Here is a 23,014-nt window from a genome sequence, read left to right as displayed (position 1 = left end):
GTACCTGTCGACCGGCCCTTAGCGTGAGCGCGTGACTGATAGTTCACTGAGCAACCATCAGCCGGGGGACCCCTCCTGGACCCGCTCCTGGACCCGCCGCGGCTTCCTGCGCACCACGGCCGCCGCCCTGGCCGCCGTACCGGTCCTGGTCGCCGCCGATCCCGCCGTCGCGGCGGAGCAACTGCCGGACTTCCCCGCGGAGGTGTCCCTGTCCCGTCCGGGGTACCGGAACTGGGACGGCGAGATCACCGTGACCGGTCTGTGGGCCTGTGCGCCCGCGAGCCCGGACCAGGTGGTCGACGTCGTCAACTGGGCCTGGCGGCACGGCTGGACGGTCCGGCCCCGGGGCGCGTCGCACGGCTGGTCGCCCTTCACCGTCCCGGAGGGCACCCCGGCGGACGCGCCCGTCCTGCTCGTCGACACCGCCCCGCACCTGACCGGCCTGGCCCTGGAGTCGTCCGACGAGGTGCGCGCCGGGGCCGGCGTCACCCTGGAGGCCCTGCTCACCTTCCTCGAAGGGCACGGCCTCGGCGTCACGGCGGCGCCGGCCCCCGGCGACCTCACGCTGGGCGGCGCCCTCGCCGTCGACGCGCACGGCACCGCCGTACCGGCGCGGGGCGAGGACCGGCTGCCCGGGCAGACGTACGGCTCGCTCAGCAACCGCGTCCTCGCCCTGACGGCCGTGGTGTGGGACGCGGAGACCGGGGCCTATGCGCTGCGGACGTTCCGGCGCGACGAGGCGGACTGCGCCGCGCTGCTCACCCATCTCGGGCGGTCGCTGGTGACCGAGGCGGTGCTGCGGGTGGGGGCGAACAGCAACCTGCGGTGCGTGAGCCGGACGGACATCCCGGCGAGCGAGCTGTTCGCGGCGCCCGGCTCGGGAGGGCGGACGCTGGCGAGCTTCCTGGAGTCCGAGGGGCGGGTCGAGGCCATCTGGTTCGCGTTCACCGAGTTCCCGTGGTTCAAGGTGTGGTCCGTCGAGCCGACCAGGCCGCTCACCTCGCGGCGTGTGACGTCGCCCTACCCCTATCCCTTCTCCGACAACGTCCCGACCCCGGTGGCCGACCTGGCCGGGCGGATCGTCTCGGACGCCACCTGGTATCTGGCGCCGGTGCTCGGCAACGCGCAGCTCGACGCGGCCGCGCTCGGACTCGTGGCGACGCTCTCGGCGGACGTCTGGGGGCCGTCGAAGAACACGCTGCTGTACATCAGGCCGACCACGCTGCGGGTGCACGCCAACGGCTACGCGGTGCTGACCCGCCGGGAGCAGGTGCAGCATGTCGTGGCCGGGTTCACCGAGTTCTACCGGGAGCGGCTGACCGCGTACGCGGCTCTCGGGCGCTTCCCCGTCAACGGTTCGGTGGAGATCCGGGTGACCGGTCTCGACGAGAGCGCGGAGGCCGAACTCGCCGGCGCCCGCCCGCCGTCGCTCTCCGCGCTGCGGCCCGACCCGGACCACCCCGAGTGGGACACGGCCGTCTGGCTGGATGTCCTGACGCTCCCGGGGACTCCGTACGCCGACGCGTTCTACCGCGAGTTGGAGGCCTTCCTGCTCACGACGTACGACGGCGCCCTCGGTCTGACCCGGGTGGAGTGGTCGAAGGGGTGGGGGTACACGGACGAGGCCGCGTGGAGCGACGGCGAGGTGCTGGGGACGGTGGTGCCGGAGTCCTTCGGCAGCGCGTGGGACGAGGCGGCGGAGGTGCTGGAGCGGCTGGACCCGCACCGGGTGTTCCGCGCGCCCCTGCACGAGCGGTTGTTCCCCTAGGTCGTGTCCGGGTCCTGGCCGTCCAGGTGGGCCTGCACCGTCGGCGCGTAGCGGTCGACGATCTGTTCGACCGGCAGCGCCCGCAGTTCGGTCCCGCGGGCGATGCCGAACATCACGCCGAGGCCGAGCAGGGCGGCCATGGCGAGCTCGGCGCGGACACCCGTGTCGGGCCCGGTGAGCCGGGCGGCGAGGCGATCGGTGACCTGGGCGCGGAAGTTGGCGCGCAGGATGTCGCCGTGGTCGCCGTGCAGGGGCGCGAACGCGATGCGCAGGACGGGGTCGGCGCCGCGCTCGCGCTGACTGACCAGCACATGCCGGACCATGTGCCGGCCCAGCCGGTCCAGCGGTGCGTCCAGCAGGACGTCGGCGTCCTCCTGGAAGGACATCACCCGGGCGAACAGGGCGTCCTTGTTGCCGAAGTACTTCAGGACCAGCGGCGCGCTCACCCCGGCGCGCTCCGCGACGGCCTTGAGGGTGATGTCGGCATGCGCCTGACGGGCGAGGAGGTACCGGGCGGCGCGCAGGATGGCCGCCTTGGTCGCCTCGGCGTCGCGCCGGGCGGGGGCCGCAGGGTTGCTCACGGCCGCGGCGTCGGGTGGAGTGCTCACACCCTTCATGCTCCCTCCATCACCCCGTCGCTCACAGACCGGGTGGCGCGGCCCTGGCCACGCCGCGTGTCCTGCGGGCCGTCGTCCGGGTCTGCGTCGCCGGGGATGGTGAGCGCCACCGCGCAGGCGGCCAGGGCCACTCCGCCCGCGACGCCGAAGGCCAGCAGATAGCCGTGCAGCGTCGGCACCGGGGCCCCGCCGACGAGGCTGGTGTGGTGCACGAGGACGGCGGCGACGGCGGCGCTGGAGACGGCCTGTCCGATCGTGCGCATCAGGACGTTGACGCCGTTGGCCGAGGCGGTCTGCCCGGCCGGGACGGCCCGCAGGATCAGCGCGGGCAGCGCCGAGTAGGCGAGCGTGGTGCCGGTCGCCACGACCGTGGCACCCACCATGATCATCCACAGTTCGCGGCTGTCGACCACGCGCAGCGCGTACCCGAAGGCGATCACGGCGGCGCCGAGGGCGAGGGTGATCCGCGGACCGCGCGCCTCGGAGATACGCGCGGAGACCGGCGAGAACAGCAGCATGGTGATGCCGCCGGGCAGCAGACACAGGCCGGTCTGGACGATGGACAGCCCGAGCCCGTACCCGCTCGCCTCGGGGGCCTGCACCAACTGGGCGGTGACCAGCGAGTTGGCGTAGAAGGCGAAGCCGGTCAGGAGCGCGGCCACATGGGACAGGCCGACCCTGGGCCGGGACACCAACCGCAGGTCCACCAGCGGCCGTTCGGAGCGCAGCTGCTGCCACCACCACAGGCCCAGGACCACCACGGCGGCGCCGAACAGCCCGACGATCCGGGCGCTCGCCCAGCCCCACTGGCCGCCCTGGGACACGGCGAGGAGCAGGCAGATCAGCCCTGCGGCCAGCCCGAGCGCGCCCGTCACGTCGAACCGGCCGGGCTCGCGCACCGGTGACTCCGGAACCGCCCATCGGATCAGCGCCACGCCGGTCGCGCCGAGGGCGGCGGTCACCCAGAACATCACATGCCAGTTCGCGTACTGCACCACCACGGCCGCCGCGGGCAGCCCCAGCGCCGCGCCGATGCCGACGGTGGAGCTCATCAGCGCCACCGCGGAGCCCCGGCGTTCCGGGGGGAGTTCGTCGCGCAGGATGCTGATGGACAGCGGGACGACGGAGGACGCGGCCCCCTGCAGCGCCCGGGCCGCGATCAGCACCCGGATGTCGGAGGTGAGGGCGCAGATCACCGAGCCGGCGGCCATCAGGCCGAACGACAGGAGCAGCACGCGCCGCTTGCCGTACATGTCGCCGGCCCGGCCGAGGACGGGGGTGAGGACCGCGCCCGACAGCAGCGAGGCGGTCACCATCCAGGAGACGGCGCCCGCGGAGGCGCCGGTCAGCCGGGGCAGGTCGGGCAACAGGGGGACGACGACGGTCTGCATGACCGCCATGAGGATGCCGCAGTACGCGAGGACCGGGATGGTGAGCCGGGTCCGCAGACCGGCGCCTTTGCCGGTCGGGGCGGATATCGGAGCGGGCGACGCCATGGTGCACTCCAGCGGCCTGTACGACATGAAAAAGGGTGAATGGAAATTCACCGTAGCAGTGAATCGCCATTCACCCAAGGTTCGCTCGGCTAGTCGCGCGAGGTCAGTGCCCTTGCGTGTGCACCGCGCGCCAGCTTCGGACCCAGCCAGCGCTTGAACCGGCGCAGGGCTTCCGACTGTCCGGCGGCCCTGTCGAGCCGGTAGTAGAGCTGGGGCGGGACATAGGGCAGCAGGGGCGAGTGCCGCTGGCCGAGCAGGGCGAACATCTGCTCCGGGGGGAGGTGGATGTAGCGGGCGAGGTTCTCGTACCACCGGGCGCTGTAGCGGGCGGCGCTCTGCGGGGTCAGCAGGGCGGACTTGCGTTCGCGTTCGTAGCGGACGAGGGCGCCCGGAAGGTCGGCGCTCTCCCGCAGGGCCTCGGCGAGGGCGATGGCGTCCTCCAGGGCGAGGGTGGTGCCGGCGCCGATCGAGTAGTGGGTGGTGTGGGCGGCGTCGCCGAGGAGGACGAGGTTGCCGCGGTGCCAGGTGCGGTTGGTGAGCGTGCGGAAGGTCAGCCACGGGGAGCCGCCGTCCGCCGCCGTGGCGCGGCCGGTCAGGGGGTGGCCGTCGAGGATGTGCACGAAGAGCTTCTCCAGGTCGGCCAGGCCGTCGGCCTCGCTCGCCCGGTCCAGGCCGAGTCCGGCGAGGGTCTCGGGGGCGCACTCGATCACGCAGGTGCTCTGCTCGGCGCTGAAGGGGTAGCCGTAGCACCAGATCCAGCCGTGCCCGGTCTCCACGAAGGCGAAGGTGAAGGAGTCGAAGACCTTGCTGGTGCCGAGCCAGACGTAGGAGTTGCGGCCCGGTGCGAGTTCGGCCCCGAAGTCGTCGGCGTGGTGGGTGCGCAGGGCGCTGTGGACCCCGTCGCAGGCCACCACCAGGTCGGCCTCGGGCAGGTCCGCCCCCGTGATCTCGCGATCGAACTCCAGCCGTACGCCGAGTGCGCGGGCGCGGTCGGCGAGGATCTCCAGCAGCCGGTGACGGCCGATGCCGTGCCCCTCGTCGCCGGGCCGACGGGTCGCCAGGTCCCGTACGTGGGCGACGCCTTCGTTCCAGCGGACGGAGCTCTCCTCGATCGTGCGCGCGGACTCGGGGTCGCAGACATGGAGTCTGTCGAGGAGCGCCCGCCAGTAGGTCACGCCCCAGCCGTAGGTCGAGCCCTCCGGGTTGCGCTCGTGGACGGTGATGTCGTGGGACGGGTCCTGTCGCTTGAGCAGGATCGAGAGGTAGAGGCCGGCGGGCCCGCCGCCGACGCAGGCGACCTTCACGCGCACTCCCAGGAGTTACCAGACGTGTTCGATTGACGACGCAGGGTAGCAGGATCGGGCACCCGTCGACGGACGCCTCACCTGCCCGTTCGCGCCACTTTCCGCACGTGAGCCACACCACCGACGCCACGGCGGCGCGCAAAAGACCACCGGAAGCGACGGCCGAACGGAAAGGAATTGCCGCTTCCGCCTCGCGCGGGCCCCGCACGCAGCAAGATCATCTTCGTTCAAGATTGCACGACATTTAATTAATTGTCCGGATCGCAGCCAACCGGTCTCGGGCGATTTCTCCCCTTCTCCTCCCACTCGATAGGCATGCGGGGTCGTCAACCGAACGCACCCCAGGAGGACCCGCATGCCAGAACTCAGCCGTCGCACCGCACTCGGCGCCGCCGCCTTCGCCGCCGGAACCCAACTGCTCGGCGCACCCACCGCCCGCGCCGAAGAGCCCCACCGGCACGACTCCCCCGCCTCCCCCGCCTCCTTCGACGAGGTCTACAAGGGACGCCGGATACAGGGCCGGCCCACCGCCGGGGGCGGTCATCACCACGGCGGCGGCTACGCCGTGCACATCGACGGGATCGAACTGCATGTGATGCGCAACGCCGACGGCACCTGGATCAGCGTGGTGAGTCACTACGACCCGGTGACCACCGCACGGGCCGCCGCCCGGGCCGCGGTGGACGAGCTGCAAGGCGCCCGGCTCGCCCCTTCCCGGCCAACTGACCTTCCCCCCTCACGCACTTGGAGCAACCGCACATGACCGTCCGCAAGAACCAGGCGTCCCTGACCGCCGACGAGAAGCGGCGGTTCGTCGCCGCCGTCCTCGAACTCAAGCGCACCGGCCGCTACGACGCCTTCGTCACCGCGCACAACGCGTTCATCCTCGGCGACACCGACGACGGCGAGCGCACCGGCCACCGTTCGCCGTCGTTCCTGCCGTGGCACCGCAGATTCCTGCTGGAGTTCGAGCGGGCGCTGCAGTCGGTGGACGCGTCGGTGGCGCTCCCGTACTGGGACTGGTCCGCCGACCGCTCGACGCGTTCGCCGTTGTGGGCGCCGGACTTCCTCGGCGGCAGCGGACGCAGCCGGGACGGCCAGGTGATGGACGGGCCGTTCGCCGCGACAGCGGGAAACTGGCCGATCAACGTCCGGGTGGACGGCCGCGCCTATCTGCGGCGCTCGCTCGGGGCGAGCGTCCGCGAGCTGCCGTCGCGGGCCGAGGTCGAGTCGGTGCTGGCGATGCCGACGTACGACATGGCCCCCTGGAACAGCGCCTCGGACGGCTTCCGCAACCACCTGGAGGGCTGGCGCGGGGTCAATCTGCACAACCGGGTGCATGTGTGGGTCGGCGGGCAGATGGCGACCGGGGTCTCCCCCAACGATCCGGTCTTCTGGCTGCACCACGCCTTCATAGACAAGCTGTGGGCCCGGTGGCAGCGCCGGCACCCCGGCTCCGCGTACCTCCCGGGCGGCGGGACACCGGACGTCGTCGACCTCCACGAGACGATGAAGCCGTGGAACGACACCACCCCGGCGGACCTTCTCGACCACACCGCCCACTACACGTTCGACGTCGACTGATCGCCGCGCCGGCGGTCAGCCCGCGTCGGCGTCCGCCGTACGGCACTCCGGGTGCCCCCAGCCCTGCGCGTTCTTGGCGATGTCCTCGCCGGCCGCGTACGGGCGGCCGCACACACAGCGGCCGGGGAACTTGGCCTTGATCGTGCGGGACGACGAACCACCGCCGCGCCGGGGCGACTTGCTCCCGGCGGAGCCCGCCGACTTCGGCCCGGACCTCGGCCCGGACTTCGCCTTCGGGGTGTCCGGCGAGGCCGGCGGCTCCGGGGAGCCCTGGTCGCTGCCGGCCGGCTGCTGGACGATCGCCGCCTGGCTGGCGGCGCGGTCGGCGAAGTCGTTGAGCGGATCGCCGTCGACCTGGTGGGCGGGCACATAGCGGAAGTCGACCGAGCGGCCGACGAGCAACTCGTCGATGCGGACGACCAGCTCCTGGTTGGCCACCGGCTTCCCGCCGGACGTCTTCCAGCCGTTGCGCTTCCAGCCGGGCAGCCAGGTGGTGACGGCCTTCATGGCGTACTGGGAGTCCATCCGGACCTCCAGCGGCACGGTCGGGTCGGTCGCCGCCAACAGGCGTTCCAGGGCGGTGAGTTCGGCGACGTTGTTGGTGGCCTTGCCGAGCGGGCCCGCCTCCCAGCGGGCCGGCGCCTCGGCGTCGTCGGCGACCACCCACGCCCAGGCCGCCGGCCCGGGGTTTCCCTTCGAAGCCCCGTCGCACGCGGCCACCACTCGTTCACGCATGCGCACGATCATGCCATGGCCGCGTGCATGGACCGCTCAGACGGGCGTGCTCCCGGGCACCTCGCCCTCCGTCGTCGTGAGGTCGATCACCGAGAAGTTCGCGCCCTGCGGATCGGTCAGGGCCGCGAACCGGCCGAACGGACTGCTCATCGGCCCGAAGCGCAGAACGGCGCCGAGCTTGGTCGCCCTGGCGACGGCGTCGTCGCAGTCGGCGACGACGAAGTACAGGTTGACGTAGGACGGCACCTCGGGCGGGAACTCCTCCGTCATCTTCATCCGGCCCAGCACGGTCTCGTCGCCGACGTTGAACATACGGAAGTCGATCGCGTCGTCCTCCATCTGCTGCGCGGTGTACGGGAACACGGCGCTGAAGAACCGGTCCGCCTTCTCGGGCTCGCGGGTGAAGACCTCGGCCCAGCCGTAGGCCCCGGGGACGGCCTGCGCCTCGAAGCCCTCGTGGACGCCCGCCTGCCACACGCCGAACACCGCGCCGCTGGGCTCGCGCCCCAGGCACATCGTGCCGAAGTCGCCGACCTGCATCGGCTCCATCAGCACCTCACCGCCGTTGGCACGGATCTTGCCGGCGGTCGCGGCGGCGTCCGGGGAGGCGAAGTACAGACACCACTGCGACTGGCCCTCCTGGCCGGGCATGGGCGGGACGACGGCGGCGACCGCCTTGCCGTCGGCGTAGGCCTGTGTGTAGTTCCCGTACTCCGACGACGCCTCGCCGAAGGTCCAGCCGAGGACGTCGCCGTAGAAGTTCTTGGCGCCCTCCAGATCGCTGAACATCGCGTCGGCCCAGCAAGGGGTTCCCTCTGGTCGTACGGCCATGACGACGGCCCTCCCGATGAGATGAGTTGTCCGGTTTCTCACGCTAGTCACCCGGCTGTCGACTCGCGCGCCGAACCCGGAACCAACCCTCGGCGACCCCTGAGCGCCCCGGCGCGCGGAAGCACGCGCAGGGAGCGGCCGGGCCACCCGAGCCGCGCTCCGCCTCAGGCGACCGGTTTACACCTCTGCGTCACGAAAGTCGCCCCCTTCACGCCGTACCCCATCCGTCACTCACGGTGTTTGGCTGGTCCCTGCGGATCACCGAACCGATCTTCGGGGACGGTCCGCTCATCTCCGCGCACCTTTCCTGGAGGGAATGTGTCCACACCGGACAGCGCCACCGGTTCCGCCCTCGACGAACCCGCCCCGCAGCCGTCCGCCGACGGGCAGCTCACCAGCCTCAGCACCCGGGCGGCCCGTCAGCTCGCCACGACCCACAAGTCCGAACCCCAGATGCAGGCCATCAGCTCGCGCTGGCTGCTGCGGATGCTGCCGTGGGTGGACGTCAAGGGCGGCACCTACCGCGTCAACCGGCGCCTGCAGCTCAAGGTCGGCCGGGGGCGGGTGCAGTTCGAGCACAACGGCGCGGACGACGTACGGGCCATCCCGGAGACCCTCACCGAGCTGCCCGTACTGCGCGGCTACTCCGACAACGGGACCCTCGCGGAGCTCTCCTCCCGCTTCCAGGTGCGCGAGGTGCGGGCCGGGCAGGTCGTCTTCGAGGCCGGGCAGCCGGTCACGGAGACCTACCTCGTCGTGCACGGCCGGTTCACCCGCTTCACGGCCGGCAAGTACGGCGAGGAGGAGATCGTCGGGGTCGTCTCCGGCGGCGACCAGCTGGGCGACGAGGCCCTCGGGCAGGACGACCCGCTGTGGCTGAGCTCGGTGCGCGCGGACACCTCGGGCGTGCTGCTGGCCCTGCCGTGGGACGTGCTGATGGAGTTCGTGGGCCGTGTGCCCTCGCTCGCCGCCCATCTGGAGTCCTACGCGGCACGGCAGCGGCTGCCGATGAACCGCAAGGGCGAGGCCGACCTGCCGATCCAGGCCGGCCATGTCGGCGAGCCGACGCTGGGCGCGGGCTTCGTCGACTACGACCTCTCGCCGCGCGAGTACGAGCTGTCGCTGACGCAGACCGTGCTGAAGGTGCACACCCGGGTCGCCGACCTCTACAACGACCCGATGAACCAGACCGAGCAGCAACTCCGCCTCACCGTCGAGGAGATCCGCGAGCGGCAGGAGTGGGAGCTGGTCAACAACCGGGAGTTCGGGCTGCTGCACAACGCCGACTACTCCCAGCGCGTCAGCACGTTCACCGGCCCGCCGACCCCGGACGACATGGACGAGCTGCTGTCGATGCGGCGCAAGACCAAGCTGTTCCTGGCCCATCCCAAGGCGATCGCGGCCTTCTTCCGGCAGTGCAACCGGCGCGGGCTGATGCCGGGCACGGCCACCGTCGAGGGGCATGAGATCCCGGCCTGGCGCGGGGTGCCGATCTTCCCCTGCAACAAGATCCCGATCACCCCCCAGCACACCAGCAGCATCCTCGCGCTGCGCACCGGCGAGGCCGACCAGGGAGTGGTCGGCCTGTACCAGACGGGCATCCCGGAGGAGTTCCAACCCGGCCTGAACGTGCGGTTCATGGGGATCGACGCCAACTCGATCATCCGCTACCTGGTGACCGCCTACTACTCGATGGCCGTCCTCGTGCCGGACGCCGCCGGGGTCCTGGAGAACGTCCAGGTCGGCCGGACCGCCGAGTGATGAGCACCGGATTCACCCTGCCCGGACCGCCCGACCTCGCGAGCGGGGTGCGGGCCCGGCGCAGCGGGGCGGTCCCGGGCCTCAGATACCGGCAGGTCGCGCCCGCCGACCCGGAGAAGGCGGCGGAGGTCGATCGGCGGCTGGAGGAGTGGGCGCGCGGTCTCGACCTGTTCCCGCCGGCCTGGGACGGGGACTTCGCGGGGTTCCAGGTCGGTCGTGCCGTGGTGCTCCAGCATCCGGCCGCGCTCGACCTGGACCGGCTGACGGCGGCCGGCAAGCTGCTGCTCGCGGAGAACGTGGTCGACAGCTGTTACTGCGAGGAGGACGAAGGCCGCGGCGCGTCCCGCAGCGGCCTGGCCGGACGGCTGGTCCTCGCACAGTCGGCGCTCGACCCGTACCACGGCCCGCCCGGCTTCCAGGCGCAGTGGGAGGAGGGCATGCAGGCCGACGGTCCGCTGCGCTCCTACTACTGGGGGCTCAAGGACTTCGCGGCCGTCGCCACCCCCAGCCAGACGGACCGGTTCGTGCACGACATGTCCCGGCTGCACCTCGGCTACCTCGCCGAGGCGGCCTGGGGCGAGACCGGGTACCAACCGCGGACCTGGGAGTACCTGGTGATGCGGCAGTTCAACAACTTCCGGCCGTGTCTGTCGATCGTCGACGCGGTCGACGGCTACGAACTGCCCGAGCAGCTCTACGCCCGTCCGGAGATCCAGCGGGTCACGGCGCTGGCGTGCAACGCCACGACCATCGTCAACGACCTGTACTCCTTCACGAAGGAGCTGGCCTCCGATCCCACCCATCTCAATCTGCCGCAGGTCGTCGCGGCCAACGACCGGTGCGGTCTGCGGGCCGCCTATCTGCGGTCGGTCGAGATCCACAACCAGATCATGGAGACGTTCGAGGAGGAGTCGGCCGTGCTCGCCGCCGGCTCGCCGCTTCTCGCGCGCTATCTCCAGGGGCTGTCGGACTGGGTGGCCGGCAACCACGAGTGGCACTCCACCAACACCCACCGCTATCACCTGCCCGACTACTGGTGACCAGCAATTCTCCAAGTTCTCTGACAGATCGTCATGCCCAGCGCCACAAGGAGCCACCGTTGACCACAGCCCACGACGCCGGCACCAAGACCGTCCCGGTGCCCACCCAGTCCACGTACCAGAACCGCGTCGCGGACTACTGGAACGCCGAGGAGAACCCGGTCAACCTCGAACTCGGCAGGATCGACGACCTCTACCACCATCACTACGGCATCGGCGACGCCGACTGGTCGGTGCTCGACGAACCCGACGCCGGGCTGCGCCGCGAGGCCGTCACCGCCGAGTTGCACCGGCTGGAGCACGCCCAGGCCGAACTGCTGGCCGGCCGGCTCGGCCGACTGACCCCCGCCGACCGCGTCTTCGACGCCGGCTGCGGGCGCGGCGGCGGCAGCATCGTCGCGAACCTGCGCCACGGCTGCCACACGGACGGCGTCACCATCTCGGCCAAGCAGGCCGCGTTCGCCAACGAGCAGGCCCGTAAGCGGGGCGTCGACGACAAGGTGCGGTACCACCACCGCAACATGCTCGACACCGGCCTCAAGTCCGGGGCGTACGCGGCGTCCTGGAACAACGAGTCGTCCATGTACGTCGAGCTGGACCTGCTGTTCGCCGAGCACGCCCGGCTGTTGCGCCGCGGCGGACGGTACGTCGTCATCACCGGCTGCTACAACGACACCTACGGGCAGGCCTCGCGGGAGGTGTCGCTGATCAACGCCCACTACATCTGCGACATCCATCCGCGCTCGGCGTACTTCCGGGCGATGGCGGCGAACCGGCTGGTGCCGGTCCATGTGGAGGACCTGACGGAGGCGGCCCTGCCCTACTGGGAGTTGCGCAGTCAGGCCGACCACCTGGTCACCGGCATCGAGCAGACGTTCCTGACCGCCTACAAGAACGGCAGCTTCCAGTACCTGCTGATCGCGGCGGACCGCGTCTGAAATCCGTTGGACAGCGCGGAGGTCGACCTCGTGCAATGGGACGCATGTGTGCCGCGAAGATGCGTCCGGACGAGATCGACCTCGACGCCCCGCTGGTGAGCCGCCTCGTCGCCGCCCAGTTCCCGCAGTGGGCCGGGCTGCCCGTGCGGCGGCTGGCGTCCGCCGGGACCGAGAACGCCATGTTCCGCCTCGGCACCGACATGGTGGTGCGGCTGCCCCGGTATCCCGGCGCGGTGGACAGCGTGGCGCACGAGCGGCACTGGCTGGCCCGGTTGGGTCCGAGGCTGTCGGTCGCGGGACCCGTTCCGCTGGCATCGGGCGAGGCCGACGAGGACTTCCCATGGCCCTGGTCCGTCTACCGGTGGCTGGACGGCCGCAACCCGGTCGCGGGCGCCGTCGAGCAGCCGGAGCTGCTGGCGGCGGACCTGGGGGCGTTCGTGGCCGCCCTGCGCGGGATCGAGGCGCAGGGCGGGCCGGCCAACCATCGGGGCGTGCCGCTGGCCGAGCGGGACGCGCCCACGCGCGAGGCCCTCGGCCAGTTGCAGGGGCGGATCGACACCGCCGCGGTCACCGCCCTCTGGGAGGAGGCCCTGCGGGCGCCGGGGCGCTCGGAGCCGCCCGTCTGGGCCCATGGGGACCTCTCGCCCGGGAACGTGCTGGTCGAGGACGGACGGCTCACGGCAGTGATCGACTTCGGCTGTGTGGGGGTCGGTGACCCGGCCGTCGACCTGATCGTCGCCTGGAACCTGCTGCCCGCCCCGGCCCGCGGCGTCTTCCGCGAGGCGGTGGGCGCGGACGACGCCGAGTGGGCGCGCGGCCGGGGCTGGGCGCTGTCGATCTCGCTGATCCAGCTGCCGTACTACTGGGACACCAATCCCACGCTGGCGGAGAACTCCCGGCATGTGATCAAGGAGATCCTGGCCGAGGCCTACTCGCCGTCGTAGGCCTTCTTCAGGGCGGCGACGTCGAGCTTGCTCATGGCGTACATGGCCTTGGTGGTGCGGACGGCCTTCTCGGCGTCGGCGTCGGTGACCATGTCGATCAGGCCCTCCGGGACGACCTGCCAGGACAGGCCGTACTTGTCCTTGAGCCAGCCGCAGGGGCCGGGCTCGCCGCCGTTCTCGGTGAGCCTGGTCCAGTAGTAGTCGATCTCCTCCTGGTCCGCGCAGAAGATCTGGAAGGAGATCGCCTCGCTGAACGTGAACTGCGGGCCGCCGTTGATGCCGATGAACCGCTGCCCGTTGGCCGTGAACTCCACGGCCAGCACGGAGCCTGCCACGCCGGGGCCGGCCTCGTTGTAGCGGCTGATCCTCCCGATGCTGGAGTTCTTGAAGATCGAGACGTAGTGGTGGGCGGCTTCCTCGGCCTGGCCGTCGAACCAGAGAGACGCGGTGAATCCGTCGGTGGTCATGAGTACCTCCTGGGCGTGGAACGCGGTCATCAGTGTCGACCGTTCCCCTCCCCGGAACTCATCGCTCGCCCGGGAGATTAATCCGAACGGCCCCGCCGGGTGCGCCCTTAGCATCCGGCTCATGACGTCACCCAGCGCCGACAACGGCATCCGGCCCTTCCGTCTCGCCGTCCCGCAGAGCGACCTCGACGATCTGCACGACCGGCTGGACCGGACCCGCTGGCCCGCGGGACTGCCCGCGACGGGCTGGGCGTACGGGGTGCCGACGGACTATCTCCGCGAGCTGGTCCGGTACTGGCGCGACGCGTACGACTGGCGGGCGGCGGAGGCGCTGCTGAACGAGTGGCCGCAGTTCACGACGACGATCGACGGGGCGAACGTCCACTTCGCGCATGTCCGCTCCCCCGAGCCGGACGCCACGCCGCTGGTCCTCACGCACGGCTGGCCGGGATCGATCGTCGAGTTCCTGGACGTGGTCGGCCCGTTGACGGACCCGGCGGCGCACGGCGGGGACCCGGCCGACGCCTTCCACCTGGTCGTGCCGAGCATCCCGGGGTTCGGCCTGTCCGGGCCCGTCGCGGAGAGCGGCTGGGAGGCGGGTCGGGTCGCCGACGCATGGGCCGAGCTGATGAGTCGCCTCGGCTACGAGCGGTTCGGGGCGCAGGGCGGCGACTGGGGCGCGGTGATCTCCCGGGAGCTGGGCCGCGCCCACCCGGACCGGGTGATCGGCGTCCATCTGAACCTGCTGCCGGGCGCGCAGGCCACCCGGGAGCCCACGCCCGAGGAACTCGGCGCACTGAGCCCCCAGGAGCGGGAGCACACGCTGCGGTCGTGGCGGCGGTGGGTCGCGTTCTCGGTGGAGGGCACCGGCTACTACGTGCAGCAGGCCACCCGACCGCAGACCCTGGCGTACGGGCTCAACGACTCGCCGGTCGGTCAACTCGCCTGGATCGTCGAGAAGTTCCGGGAGTGGACGGACTCCGAGGAGCTGCCGGAGGAGGCCGTCGACCGCGACCGGCTGCTGACGAACGTGATGCTCTACTGGCTGACCGGGACGGCGGGTTCGTCGGCCCGGATGTACTACGAGCGCGAGCACGCCACCGGGCGGGCGGCCGCTCCCCGGGAGCCGTCGACCGTGCCGACGGCACTCGCCCTCTTCCCCGCCGAGCCGCAGATCCCGCTGCGGGTCAGGGCCGAGCGCACGGAGAACCTGGTGCGCTGGACGGAGTTCGACCGGGGCGGCCACTTCCCGGCGATGGAGGAGCCGGACCTGCTGGTGGGCGATGTGCGGGCGTTCTTCCGGCAGTTGCGCGAGAAGGGCTGAGGGGCGCGCTCTGCCCGTGGCGAATCTGCCGCGGGCAGAGAAACCCCGTTGGGGCGGCGTCCGCGGCCGACAGTGGAGTCGACGGCAGCCACGCCACGACGAGGAGAACCGATGACTCCACTCACCACGCTCGCTCCCCGGGCCCAGGAGGGCGACACCGCGCCCACCCGCTTCGACGACCAGCTCGCCGCCCAACTGCTCGGGCAGCGCATCGTCCTGCTGGGCACCCAGGTCGACGAGGTCTCCGCGAACCGGGTCTGCGCCCAGCTGCTGATCCTTTCGGCGGAGGATCCGCGCACCGACATCAGTCTGTACATCAACAGTCCGGGCGGTTCGGTGCACGCGGGGCTCGCCGTCTACGACACGATGCGGCTGATCCCCAACGACGTCTCGACGCTCGCCATGGGCTTCGCGGCCAGCATGGGCCAGTTCCTGCTCAGCGTCGGCGCGCCCGGCAAGCGGTACGCGCTGCCGAACGCGCGCGTCATGATGCACCAGCCGTCGGCGGGGATCGGCGGCACCACGGCGGACATCGAGATCCAGGCGGAGAACCTGGACTTCACCAAGCGGACCATCGAGCGGATCACCGCCGAGCACACCGGCCAGACGCCGGAGACCATCTCCCGCGACGGTGACCGCGACCGCTGGTTCACGGCCGAGGAGGCCAGGGAGTACGGCCTGGTGGACCGTGTCGTGGAGTCCCTCGCGGACGTCCGCCCGGCCGCCGCCAAGCGACGGATGGGGCTGTGACATGGGGACCTACACGATTCCGAACGTCGTCGAGCGGACCCCGCAGGGCGAGCGGTCCTACGACGTGTTCAGCCGGCTGCTGTCGGAGCGGATCATCTTCCTCGGCACCGAGATCGACGACGGCGTGGCCAACGTCGTCATCGCGCAACTCCTCCATCTGGAGTCGGCGGCCCCGGAGAACGAGATCGCGATCTACCTCAACTCGCCCGGCGGCTCGTTCACTTCGCTGATGGCGATCTACGACACGATGACGTATGTGCAGGCGCCGATCTCGACGTTCTGCGTCGGACAGGCCGCGTCGACCGCGGCGGTGCTGCTGGCGGGCGGGGATCCCGGCCGGCGGTTCGTGCTGGAGCACGCGCGCGTGCTGCTGGGGCAGCCGGCCAGCGGCGGGCGGCAGGGCACGGTCTCGGACCTGGCGCTGCAGGCCAAGGAGATGGTCCGCATCCGCGCCCAGGTCGAGGAGGTGCTGGCCCGCCACACGCACCACGACGTCGCGACCCTGCGCGCGGACATGGACCGCGACAAGGTGTTCACCGCTCCCGAGGCGGTGGCGTACGGGCTGGCCGACGAGGTGGTGAGCCGGCGTCTGCCGAGAGTGTGAGACACCTGGTGGGACAGACACCGCGTGGGACGCCGGCCCGCGCGGCTCGTCAGGCGGCCAGGCAGAGGCCGTTGTGCGACGAGGTCGTCGTCGTCCGCTGCCGGTCGGGGTGCCGGACGGACGGCCGACCGGTGAGCCGGACCAACTCGCCCTGGGCCCGGGCCAGCAGGTCGCCGAGGCTCAGGCCGAGGGCTCGGGCGGCGGCCGCGAGGACCTCCGAGGAGGCTTCCTTGCGGCCGCGCTCCACCTCCGAGAGGTACGGCATGGAGATACGGGCCGCGTCGGCGACGTCCTTCAGCGTGCGTTCCTGCGCCTGGCGTTCACGGCGCAGCACGTCTCCGACCAGGTCGCGCCACAGGGGCTCGCGCTCGGCGGTCGGGCGCAGGGGGATCACGCGGGCCTGGTTCGGCGCTTGGTTCGGCGCTTGGTTGCTCACCTCTCAAGCCTAGGAACGCGGGCCGCCACGGCAAGGGTCCGGCGTTGCGCCCTCGGTGGAATCGGGGGGCCGGTGTTCCGACGCGCTCGCATCCGGCACGCATGGGCCGCGCAGGAGCGGGTACCCGCCCCGTGAGCGGGCCCGTGCACACGTGTCCGCTCACGGACCGAGAACGACAGGCGTCGAAACGTGACCGCCAAGCGCGACTGTCGGATCGTGACTGTCTAGGGATACGAGGGAGAGGCAATGCAGACCGCCGTGATCCGGTCGGAGGCCAAGGTCGTCGAGGGCACCGCCGGGACCAGCACGGACGGCGCACCGCTGCCGGGTATCGAGGCGCCGCGGAGCGTGGCCCCGCGCGACGCACGTGAATTGTCCCGGCAGTTCTTCCAGCGGCTGGCCGTACTCGAAGAGGGCACGCACGACTACCAGTACGCCCGCAACACGCTCATCGAGATGAATATGTCCCTGGTGCGGTTCGCGGCCGGCCGGTTCCGCGGCCGCGGGAACGACATGGAGGACATCGTCCAGACCGGCATGATCGGTCTGATCAAGGCCATCGACCGGTTCGAGGTCGCGCGCGAGGTGGAGTTCACGTCGTTCGCGCTGCCGTACATCGTCGGTGAGATCAAGCGTTTCTTCCGGGACACGACGTGGGCCGTGCATGTGCCGCGGCGGCTGCAGGAACTGCGCGTCGAGCTGGCCAAGGCACGGGACGAACTCGCCAGCCGCCTGGACCGGGAGCCGACGACGGCCGAGCTGGCCACCCTGATGAACCTCTCGGAGGGCCAGGTGGTCGAGGCGCAGATCGCCGCCAACGGCTACAACTCCTCCTCGCTCGACGCGGCGCTCACCGGAGACGGTCCGGAGAGCGGCGAGGCGGTCCTGGCGGACTTCATCGGCGTGGAGGAGGACGGGCTGCGGCTCGTCGAGGACTTCCACTCGCTCGCCCCGCTGATGGCCGAACTCAGCGAGCGCGACCGGCAGATCATCCATATGCGGTTCGTGGAGGAGGCCACCCAGGCGGAGATCGGCGAGCGGCTGGGCTGCTCCCAGATGCATGTGTCCCGCCTGATCAAGCGGATCATCACCCGACTGCGCCAGGGAATGCTGGGCGAGTTGGGCTGCGCCTGACCGGCGGTTCGCCAGCGCCCTGAAGGGGCGCGGGGAACTGCGCGACCGGCCACGACGGCGCCGCAGCGGAACGACGGCACATCGCGCCACGTCCAGCGGAGCGCTCAGCTCTCGAAGCTGACCACGGCGCGGACGCGCTTGCCGACCGGCACGCGCTCGGCGGTGACCTCCGCCGCCAGCGCGTGCACGATCTCCAGACCGTGTCGGCCGATGCGCTCGGGGTCCTTCGGGAAGCGCAGGGGCAGCGCGTCGCTGCTGTCGTAGACGCACACGGTGACCGAGGCGTCCGTACCTTCCAGTTCCAGGATGTACGGGCCGTTGCTGTGCCGGTCGGCGTTGGTGACCAGTTCGCTGACCACCAGCATCACCTCACCGCCGGCCCGGGCGCCGATCGCGGCGCACCATTCCGTTCTGAGCTGGTCGACGAAGTGGGCGGCGAAGGCACGGGCCTCGGCTATGCAGCCGGGTTCACCGGTGTAGTGCGCCGCCCGCCGCAGCGGTTCCACGGGTACGTCGAAGCCAGTCGGTATCACTGCCCCGTCCAGGTGCTCGATCATGCGTTTCTCTCTCGGAGGCCGGACTGGCCGGACGCTGATGTGCACCTGTGCTCGTACCCCGTGCCGGGCCGTGCAGTCCCCGGCTGTCGTCACACCGTCCCCGCGCCGCTCAGGCGGCTCCTCACGCGGCGGGGATCGCGGGCGCCGACCGGCCCGTCGTCGCGGACGAGGTCAGGGACTCCGCCAGCGAGGACGGAGAGCTCTCCGGCAGGCCCGTGACATCGGGCACCAGGCCCGGCGCCGAGCCGGAGCCCGGAGGCTCGGCGCTGCGCGGCGCGGAACTCGGGGGCTCCGACGGCGGCGGCTCGGGGCTCTGTTGGTCGAAGCCCGGGGCTTCCGAGGCCGGCGATTCGGACGACGGGGCCTCGGAGGAGGGCGACTGCGAGGACGGGGAGGGCGACGGGGATTGCGAGGACGTCCCGGACGACGACGGCGGCACACAGCCCGACGGCTTGCCGCTCGCGTTCCCGGGCGGCGGGACGCACATCGACGGGGAGGTGGGCGAGCCGGGGCCGGTCGACGGGCTCGGTCTGCCGATGATGATGGACGGCGTCTGCTTGGCCGGGGGCTTCGTGGGCCGGTCCTTGTGGCCGTCGTCGCCCCGCGGTCGGGCGATCCAGTGGTGGTCGGGATCGGGGTCGTAGAGCACGAAGACGTCGATCACGGTCTTGGACGGGCTGACCACGACGGTCGTCGAGGGGCTGTACGACGGCCAGGTGGTCCCGGTCCGCTTGTAGCCGCTCTGCTGGGCGACGGGCGGGGTCAGCGGGTTGCCGCAGGCGCAGCGCACCTTCGGGACGCCGTACGCGTCGATCAGGACGGCCGTGCCGGCCTGCAGGACGGCCTGGTAGGTGGTCGCGGCGCCGTCGCGGTATCCGTGGTTGGTGACACGGGTGTCGAGACGCAGTTGCACAGGGGTGAGGGAGCGCAGGTAGGCGGGGACCTGGGAGGGGGTGACGCCGGCGACGCCCGCGAACGCCCGGTTCTTGGCGGGGACGGCCGTGAGGGCCTTGATCTGATGCTCCACGTCGCAGCTGGAGACGTTGAGGGTGCCGCCGTACAGTCCGGCCTGTCCCCCGTCGACTGCGGGGACGGTGTTCGCGGGCGGGGTGGAGGACGACGGCGCGATGGAGGCCGGCGAGGCGGAACTCCTGGTGGGGGACTCCGTGTAGCCGTCCGGGCCCGGGTCGCCGGCCGGCAGCATGAAGACCTCGCCCGCCTGGTTGGAGGAACTGTCGCCGCCCGGCAGGGTGAGCACCAGGGCGAGGGCCGTGACGGCCACGACGGCGGTGGTGATCAGCGCGACCCGGGGAGCGGACCTCCACCACGGCCGTCGCGGTTCCCAGCCGCCGTCCGAGAAGTCGGCGGAGTCGTCGTCGGGCGGCGGCGGGGTGGGCGGCTGGGAGGGCGGTCCGGAGGGGCCCGAGGGCGGCTCCGAGGGGCCCGACAGCGGTCCGGAGGGCGGACCGGCCGGTTGCCCGCCGGAGCGGCCGGTGGGTGGTTCTGTGGGGCGGCCTGATGACGGCGGTTCGACGCTCACAAGCACTCCCGACGTGGGTTTTCCGCGGCGGTTCATTCGATGGAGTCGATCCGAGCCCGCTGGACGGCGGGGTCGTTCGAGGGGTCGTGCGCGGGGCCGTGCGGCCGCCCCGACCGGCCCATCCGATATGCGCCGCTTTATTCCACAACGAACCCATTGTGTGCTCCGGTCGGGCGCCGCTCGCAAGCCGGGCGTCCGTCGGACGTCCCGTCGGACGCCCGTAGGTGTCCCGCCGGTGTCCGTCGGGCGCGGGCCGGACGCGGACGGCCCACCCGACGGGCGCGCGCTCCCGGGGCTGCTTAGCGTGGACAGGGTGAGCGTGCGCACCCTGCATGACCAGGCAGTATCCCGCCACGGGTGGGTTCAGGCGGTCGCCGCGGCACTCGCCGGGCTGATCGCCATGGTGGTCATGGCCGTGCTGGGGCTGTGGGCGGCGGGCGCCTCGGATCTGCCCCAGGGCGCGTTTCCCCAGGTGGTCGCGGCGACCGTCGTCACGGCCGTGGGCGGCACGGTCGAGCTCTCCGGCAGCGCCGGTGGACTCGCCGACACCCAGGTCGGGCTGACCGTGACTCCGCTGTCCGTCACCCTCGTCGGGGCGCTCGTCGTCGGCGCGGGATTCCTGCGGCCGCTGCGGCACCGGGCGGTCGCCGGAGCCCCGGAGCTGGCGGGCTGGGCCGTCCGGATCGCCGTGGTGTGGCTGCTCGGCCTGCTGGGCCTGGCGCTCGCCGCCCGCAAGACCTTCACCGTCGACCTCGGCGACGACACGCTGAGCGAGCTCGGGGAGCTGTTCGGCGTCCGCCCGAAGGTCGGGTTCACCACGGATGTGCCGCTCACCCTCCTGCTCGGGCTGCTGTGGCTGGCCGCCGTGCTGGCGCTGGCGCTGCTGGTGTCGCGCGGGGCTCCGCTGCCCGCCCGGCTGCTGCGCTTCCAGGAGTCGGTGCGTCCGGCCGCCCATGCGATGGTCGTGCTGCTGCTCGCGTGCGTCGCCCTGGGGCTGGTCATCGCCCTGGTCGTGGCGGCGACCCGCGGCCGGGCCCGGGAGACCTTCGCGGTGATCCTGCTGGGCCTGCCCAACCTGGTGTGGCTGGTGTTCACCATCGGGCTGGGGGCCACCTGGAACGGGCATGTGGAGGGCCCGTTCGGGCTGCCCATGCCACATGTGCTGGACGAGGTGCTGCGCGGCGACGACACGGCCGCGCTCAACCTGAGCAGCATGGCCGAGTACGACGGCCGGGTGTGGTGGCTGGTCGTGGTGGACGCGGTGCTGCTGCTCGGGGCGGCGTTCGTGATGGCGGCTCGTTCCCCGGCCCGGATGCGGGCCTGGCAGCACGCCGTGCACATGGCGCTCGCGCTGGTGCTCACCGTGCTGACGCTCTGTCTGATCGGCCGGATCACCGCGCATTACGGCCTGTCCGTGCTCGGTGTCAACGACCTCGCGGGCCTGTCCGGCGACCTGTTCCTGCACCCGGACATCTGGCCCGCCCTCGGCCTGGCCGCGCTGTGGGGCCTGGTCACCGGCTTCCTGGGCGCTCTGGCGGCCCGACCGGTACACCGCCGCGGCGAGACGCCGTCGCCTTGACGGTGGTTCAGGGCTGACGTGGGTCGAGAACCGGGCGGGCCCAGGTCGGGGGGTGGGGTGCGGGGCCCGGCGAATCGGTCGGTTCCGTCGGGGGACGGGGCGTGCGGTGGCCGCCGGTCTCGGTCGACCTCAGTTCCGCGACGAAGGCGGCGCAGGTGGGGTGGCGGGACTCGGGGTTCTTGGCGAGGGCCCGGGCGAACACCCCGTCGACCTCCCGGGGGAGGTCGGGGCGCACCTCCGTCAGGGGGGTCGGGTCGGCGTTCTGGTGGGCCCAGAGCAGGGCCATGTCGTCGTCGCGGAGATAGGGCGGGCGGGCCGCGAGGCACTCGTAGACCACGCAGGCGAGTCCGTAGACATCACAGCGGCCGTCGACCGGCCGGCCCGAGATCTGCTCGGGGGCGACGTAGTCGAGGGTGCCGACGAACTGGCCGACCGTGGTGAATCCGGTCAGCGACAGCGACTTCTTCGTCAGGCCGAAGTCGGTGAGGTAGACGTGCTCGGGATGGTCGCTGTCGGTGCCCCGGGACACCAGGATGTTGCCGGGCTTGACGTCGCGGTGCACCAGCCCGTGGTCGTGGGCGGCGTCCAGTGCGGAGGCGACCTGCGCGGCGATCCGGACGGCGGTCGGCAGCGGCAACGGGCCCTCGCGGTCGAGGAGATGGCGCAGATCGCTCCCCTCGACGTACCGCATGGCGATGAACAGCACGCCGTCGGTCTCGTCCGCCTCGAACACGGGCACGATGTGCGGGTGGTCGATCGCCGCGGCCACCCGTGACTCATGGGTGAAACGCTTGCGGAAGGTGTCGTTGCGGGCCAGTTCCGGGGCGAGCAGTTTGAGCGCGACCGTCCGGTCCAGGCGCAGGTCACGGGCGCGGTAGACGACGGCCATCCCCCCGCGTCCGATCTCGCGCTCGATGCGGTAGCCGGCGACCTGGCGGCCCACCAGTTCGGAGGGCCGGCCGGCGAACGGGCTCGTGCCGCGTTCCATCAGGGTTCCCGGTCGGGGTGCACGATCCGGGTGGGGGCGTGGGACTGGTCGTCGAGCACGTCGGTGGCGTCGGTGTCGTGGGTCGCACCGGTCACGTCCCTCGCGTCCCTCGCGTCGAACGCGTCGTCGGCCTCGGGCGGCCGGTCCGTGGCGTAGGTGCTGAGGCGGGTGCCGTCGCCGTACACCCAGCGCCTGCGGGCGGAGTCGTACAGCCACATGTCCTCGCCGTCGACGACCACCCCGATCCGCAGGCCGTGGGTGCGGCGGCGGAAGGACTCGCCGTCGAGGCCGCCGTCGGCCACCTCCTCCACCGCCGCCCGGTAGCGGGCGAGGGACTGTTCGGCGCGGCCGAGGAGGGGGCGCGGGTCGGCGGAGGTCGCGAGGGGGCCGTCGGAGCGGGGCGGGTCCTGGGGGACGGCGACCAGGAAGCGGCCGTCCACCCAGGCCGACCAGCCGTTGGAGCACAGCACATGCCCCCAGTCGCCGCGTCGCTCCATGAGCCGGACCGGCAGCAGCGCGTCGAGCGGCACGGTGGGCCGGGTCGGGTCGGGGGCCTCCCAGGCGGGCATGCCGTGCTGGGGGACGACGTGCGTGGGACGGAATCCGGGAGTCGTCAT

23 protein-coding genes are annotated in these 23,014 nt (G+C 71.8%); 12 read left to right on the top strand and 11 right to left on the bottom strand.

Annotated features, from left to right (window positions below; genetic code table 11):
• The first annotated feature begins 31 nt into the window (after window positions 1-31).
• Window positions 32-1,768, top strand: a complete 1,737-nt coding sequence (locus tag ABZ725_RS33140; protein ID WP_358806175.1) for a cholesterol oxidase substrate-binding domain-containing protein — start codon at window positions 32-34, stop codon at window positions 1,766-1,768.
• On the opposite strand, the gene ABZ725_RS33135 is transcribed toward ABZ725_RS33140, so the two are convergent.
• The 3 genes from ABZ725_RS33135 to ABZ725_RS33125 form a co-directional block, all read right to left on the bottom strand.
• Window positions 1,765-2,385 carry a TetR family transcriptional regulator gene (locus ABZ725_RS33135; protein WP_358806174.1) on the bottom strand — a complete coding sequence of 207 codons (621 nt, stop codon included), beginning with the start codon at window positions 2,383-2,385 and terminating at the stop codon, window positions 1,765-1,767. The genes ABZ725_RS33140 and ABZ725_RS33135 overlap by 4 nt on opposite strands.
• On the bottom strand, window positions 2,382-3,881 hold the full coding sequence (locus ABZ725_RS33130) for an MFS transporter (RefSeq protein ID WP_358806173.1): 1,500 nt from the start codon (window positions 3,879-3,881) through the stop codon (window positions 2,382-2,384). Before ABZ725_RS33130 ends, ABZ725_RS33135 begins: the two co-directional genes overlap by 4 nt.
• Before the next feature lie 89 nt (window positions 3,882-3,970).
• Complete coding sequence (locus ABZ725_RS33125; protein ID WP_358806172.1) at window positions 3,971-5,191, bottom strand: FAD-dependent monooxygenase; 1,221 nt, start codon at window positions 5,189-5,191, stop codon at window positions 3,971-3,973.
• A 349-nt stretch (window positions 5,192-5,540) separates the two neighbouring features.
• Between ABZ725_RS33125 and ABZ725_RS33120 the strand changes: the two genes are divergently transcribed.
• Window positions 5,541-5,948, top strand: a complete 408-nt coding sequence (locus ABZ725_RS33120) for a tyrosinase cofactor (RefSeq protein ID WP_358806171.1) — start codon at window positions 5,541-5,543, stop codon at window positions 5,946-5,948.
• The gene (locus ABZ725_RS33115; RefSeq protein ID WP_358806170.1) at window positions 5,945-6,769 is read left to right on the top strand and encodes a tyrosinase family protein; all 825 of its coding nucleotides are present in this window, start codon (window positions 5,945-5,947) and stop codon (window positions 6,767-6,769) included. Before ABZ725_RS33120 ends, ABZ725_RS33115 begins: the two co-directional genes overlap by 4 nt.
• 15 nt (window positions 6,770-6,784) lie before the next feature.
• On the opposite strand, the gene ABZ725_RS33110 is transcribed toward ABZ725_RS33115, so the two are convergent.
• Both ABZ725_RS33110 and ABZ725_RS33105 read right to left on the bottom strand, forming a co-directional pair.
• On the bottom strand, window positions 6,785-7,516 hold the full coding sequence (locus ABZ725_RS33110) for a ribonuclease H (protein ID WP_358806169.1): 732 nt from the start codon (window positions 7,514-7,516) through the stop codon (window positions 6,785-6,787).
• Between the two features lie 24 nt (window positions 7,517-7,540).
• A complete protein-coding gene (locus ABZ725_RS33105; RefSeq protein ID WP_358806168.1) occupies window positions 7,541-8,335 on the bottom strand; it encodes a VOC family protein in 795 nt (264 codons plus the stop codon).
• Window positions 8,336-8,653: 318 nt separating this feature from the next.
• Here ABZ725_RS33105 and ABZ725_RS33100 point away from each other — a divergent pair, with 318 nt between their 5' ends.
• Genes ABZ725_RS33100 through ABZ725_RS33085 form a run of 4 tightly spaced genes read left to right on the top strand, consistent with a single transcriptional unit; the run spans window position 8,654 to window position 13,018 of the window.
• Window positions 8,654-10,096 carry a family 2B encapsulin nanocompartment shell protein gene (locus ABZ725_RS33100; RefSeq protein ID WP_358806167.1) on the top strand — a complete coding sequence of 481 codons (1,443 nt, stop codon included), beginning with the start codon at window positions 8,654-8,656 and terminating at the stop codon, window positions 10,094-10,096.
• A complete protein-coding gene (locus ABZ725_RS33095) occupies window positions 10,096-11,136 on the top strand; it encodes a family 2 encapsulin nanocompartment cargo protein terpene cyclase (protein ID WP_358806166.1) in 1,041 nt (346 codons plus the stop codon). Before ABZ725_RS33100 ends, ABZ725_RS33095 begins: the two co-directional genes overlap by 1 nt.
• 59 nt (window positions 11,137-11,195) lie before the next feature.
• Window positions 11,196-12,074 carry a geranyl diphosphate 2-C-methyltransferase gene (locus ABZ725_RS33090; protein ID WP_358806165.1) on the top strand — a complete coding sequence of 293 codons (879 nt, stop codon included), beginning with the start codon at window positions 11,196-11,198 and terminating at the stop codon, window positions 12,072-12,074.
• 44 nt (window positions 12,075-12,118) lie between these two features.
• Entirely contained in the window at window positions 12,119-13,018 is a 900-nt protein-coding gene (locus ABZ725_RS33085; protein ID WP_358806164.1) for an aminoglycoside phosphotransferase family protein, read from the top strand.
• Here ABZ725_RS33085 and ABZ725_RS33080 read toward each other — a convergent pair.
• Window positions 13,003-13,485: a VOC family protein gene (locus ABZ725_RS33080; protein ID WP_358806163.1), complete on the bottom strand. Its 483-nt coding sequence runs from the start codon at window positions 13,483-13,485 to the stop codon at window positions 13,003-13,005. The two genes, ABZ725_RS33085 and ABZ725_RS33080, sit on opposite strands and share 16 nt — an antisense overlap.
• 121 nt (window positions 13,486-13,606) lie before the next feature.
• Here ABZ725_RS33080 and ABZ725_RS33075 point away from each other — a divergent pair, with 121 nt between their 5' ends.
• The 3 genes from ABZ725_RS33075 to ABZ725_RS33065 all read left to right on the top strand — a co-directional run bounded on the left by ABZ725_RS33075 (window position 13,607) and on the right by ABZ725_RS33065 (window position 16,163).
• Window positions 13,607-14,809 carry an epoxide hydrolase family protein gene (locus ABZ725_RS33075; protein WP_358806162.1) on the top strand — a complete coding sequence of 401 codons (1,203 nt, stop codon included), beginning with the start codon at window positions 13,607-13,609 and terminating at the stop codon, window positions 14,807-14,809.
• 111 nt (window positions 14,810-14,920) lie between these two features.
• The gene (locus ABZ725_RS33070) at window positions 14,921-15,559 is read left to right on the top strand and encodes an ATP-dependent Clp protease proteolytic subunit (protein ID WP_358806161.1); all 639 of its coding nucleotides are present in this window, start codon (window positions 14,921-14,923) and stop codon (window positions 15,557-15,559) included.
• 1 nt (window position 15,560) lies between these two features.
• The gene (locus ABZ725_RS33065) at window positions 15,561-16,163 is read left to right on the top strand and encodes an ATP-dependent Clp protease proteolytic subunit (RefSeq protein WP_358806160.1); all 603 of its coding nucleotides are present in this window, start codon (window positions 15,561-15,563) and stop codon (window positions 16,161-16,163) included.
• 49 nt (window positions 16,164-16,212) lie between these two features.
• Here ABZ725_RS33065 and ABZ725_RS33060 read toward each other — a convergent pair whose 3' ends face one another.
• Window positions 16,213-16,557, bottom strand: coding sequence for a helix-turn-helix transcriptional regulator (locus tag ABZ725_RS33060; RefSeq protein ID WP_358806223.1), 345 nt, complete (start codon window positions 16,555-16,557; stop codon window positions 16,213-16,215).
• 288 nt (window positions 16,558-16,845) lie between these two features.
• On the opposite strand from ABZ725_RS33060, the gene ABZ725_RS33055 reads away from it, so the two are divergent.
• A complete protein-coding gene (locus ABZ725_RS33055; RefSeq protein WP_351909781.1) occupies window positions 16,846-17,733 on the top strand; it encodes an RNA polymerase sigma factor SigF in 888 nt (295 codons plus the stop codon).
• Between the two features lie 104 nt (window positions 17,734-17,837).
• Here ABZ725_RS33055 and ABZ725_RS33050 read toward each other — a convergent pair whose 3' ends face one another.
• Window positions 17,838-18,290, bottom strand: coding sequence for an ATP-binding protein (locus tag ABZ725_RS33050; protein ID WP_358806159.1), 453 nt, complete (start codon window positions 18,288-18,290; stop codon window positions 17,838-17,840).
• Window positions 18,291-18,411: 121 nt separating this feature from the next.
• Window positions 18,412-19,830 (bottom strand): DUF6777 domain-containing protein, encoded by a 1,419-nt coding sequence (locus tag ABZ725_RS33045; protein ID WP_358806158.1) that lies wholly within the window; start codon window positions 19,828-19,830, stop codon window positions 18,412-18,414.
• A gap of 313 nt (window positions 19,831-20,143) precedes the next feature.
• Between ABZ725_RS33045 and ABZ725_RS33040 the strand changes: the two genes are divergently transcribed.
• Complete coding sequence (locus ABZ725_RS33040) at window positions 20,144-21,409, top strand: streptophobe family protein (protein ID WP_358806157.1); 1,266 nt, start codon at window positions 20,144-20,146, stop codon at window positions 21,407-21,409.
• A gap of 7 nt (window positions 21,410-21,416) precedes the next feature.
• Here the strand turns inward: ABZ725_RS33040 and ABZ725_RS33035 are convergent, their stop codons facing one another.
• Window positions 21,417-22,397 carry a serine/threonine-protein kinase gene (locus tag ABZ725_RS33035; RefSeq protein WP_358806156.1) on the bottom strand — a complete coding sequence of 327 codons (981 nt, stop codon included), beginning with the start codon at window positions 22,395-22,397 and terminating at the stop codon, window positions 21,417-21,419.
• Entirely contained in the window at window positions 22,397-23,014 is a 618-nt protein-coding gene (locus ABZ725_RS33030; RefSeq protein WP_358806155.1) for a hypothetical protein, read from the bottom strand. The genes ABZ725_RS33035 and ABZ725_RS33030 overlap by 1 nt, the downstream gene beginning before the upstream one ends.

It is taken from the genome of Streptomyces sp. NPDC006872, assembly GCF_040635845.1.
In the GTDB taxonomy this organism is placed as follows: Bacteria; Actinomycetota; Actinomycetes; order Streptomycetales; family Streptomycetaceae; genus Streptomyces.
Note: the sequence above shows the minus strand (reverse complement) of the source record. Positions and strands in the feature narration are given on the sequence as shown.

Coding starts and splice junctions, on each gene's coding strand:
- ABZ725_RS33135 (WP_358806174.1), bottom strand. CDS start 2,385: ATGAAGGGTGTGAGCACTCCACCCGACGCCGCGGCCGTGAGCAACCCT.
- ABZ725_RS33095 (WP_358806166.1), top strand. CDS start 10,096: ATGAGCACCGGATTCACCCTGCCCGGACCGCCCGACCTCGCGAGCGGG.
- ABZ725_RS33110 (WP_358806169.1), bottom strand. CDS start 7,516: ATGATCGTGCGCATGCGTGAACGAGTGGTGGCCGCGTGCGACGGGGCT.
- ABZ725_RS33075 (WP_358806162.1), top strand. CDS start 13,607: ATGACGTCACCCAGCGCCGACAACGGCATCCGGCCCTTCCGTCTCGCC.
- ABZ725_RS33030 (WP_358806155.1), bottom strand. CDS start 23,014: ATGACGACTCCCGGATTCCGTCCCACGCACGTCGTCCCCCAGCACGGC.
- ABZ725_RS33050 (WP_358806159.1), bottom strand. CDS start 18,290: ATGATCGAGCACCTGGACGGGGCAGTGATACCGACTGGCTTCGACGTA.
- ABZ725_RS33035 (WP_358806156.1), bottom strand. CDS start 22,397: ATGGAACGCGGCACGAGCCCGTTCGCCGGCCGGCCCTCCGAACTGGTG.
- ABZ725_RS33130 (WP_358806173.1), bottom strand. CDS start 3,881: ATGGCGTCGCCCGCTCCGATATCCGCCCCGACCGGCAAAGGCGCCGGT.
- ABZ725_RS33080 (WP_358806163.1), bottom strand. CDS start 13,485: ATGACCACCGACGGATTCACCGCGTCTCTCTGGTTCGACGGCCAGGCC.
- ABZ725_RS33085 (WP_358806164.1), top strand. CDS start 12,119: ATGTGTGCCGCGAAGATGCGTCCGGACGAGATCGACCTCGACGCCCCG.
- ABZ725_RS33055 (WP_351909781.1), top strand. CDS start 16,846: ATGCAGACCGCCGTGATCCGGTCGGAGGCCAAGGTCGTCGAGGGCACC.
- ABZ725_RS33120 (WP_358806171.1), top strand. CDS start 5,541: ATGCCAGAACTCAGCCGTCGCACCGCACTCGGCGCCGCCGCCTTCGCC.
- ABZ725_RS33065 (WP_358806160.1), top strand. CDS start 15,561: ATGGGGACCTACACGATTCCGAACGTCGTCGAGCGGACCCCGCAGGGC.
- ABZ725_RS33070 (WP_358806161.1), top strand. CDS start 14,921: ATGACTCCACTCACCACGCTCGCTCCCCGGGCCCAGGAGGGCGACACC.
- ABZ725_RS33105 (WP_358806168.1), bottom strand. CDS start 8,335: ATGGCCGTACGACCAGAGGGAACCCCTTGCTGGGCCGACGCGATGTTC.
- ABZ725_RS33115 (WP_358806170.1), top strand. CDS start 5,945: ATGACCGTCCGCAAGAACCAGGCGTCCCTGACCGCCGACGAGAAGCGG.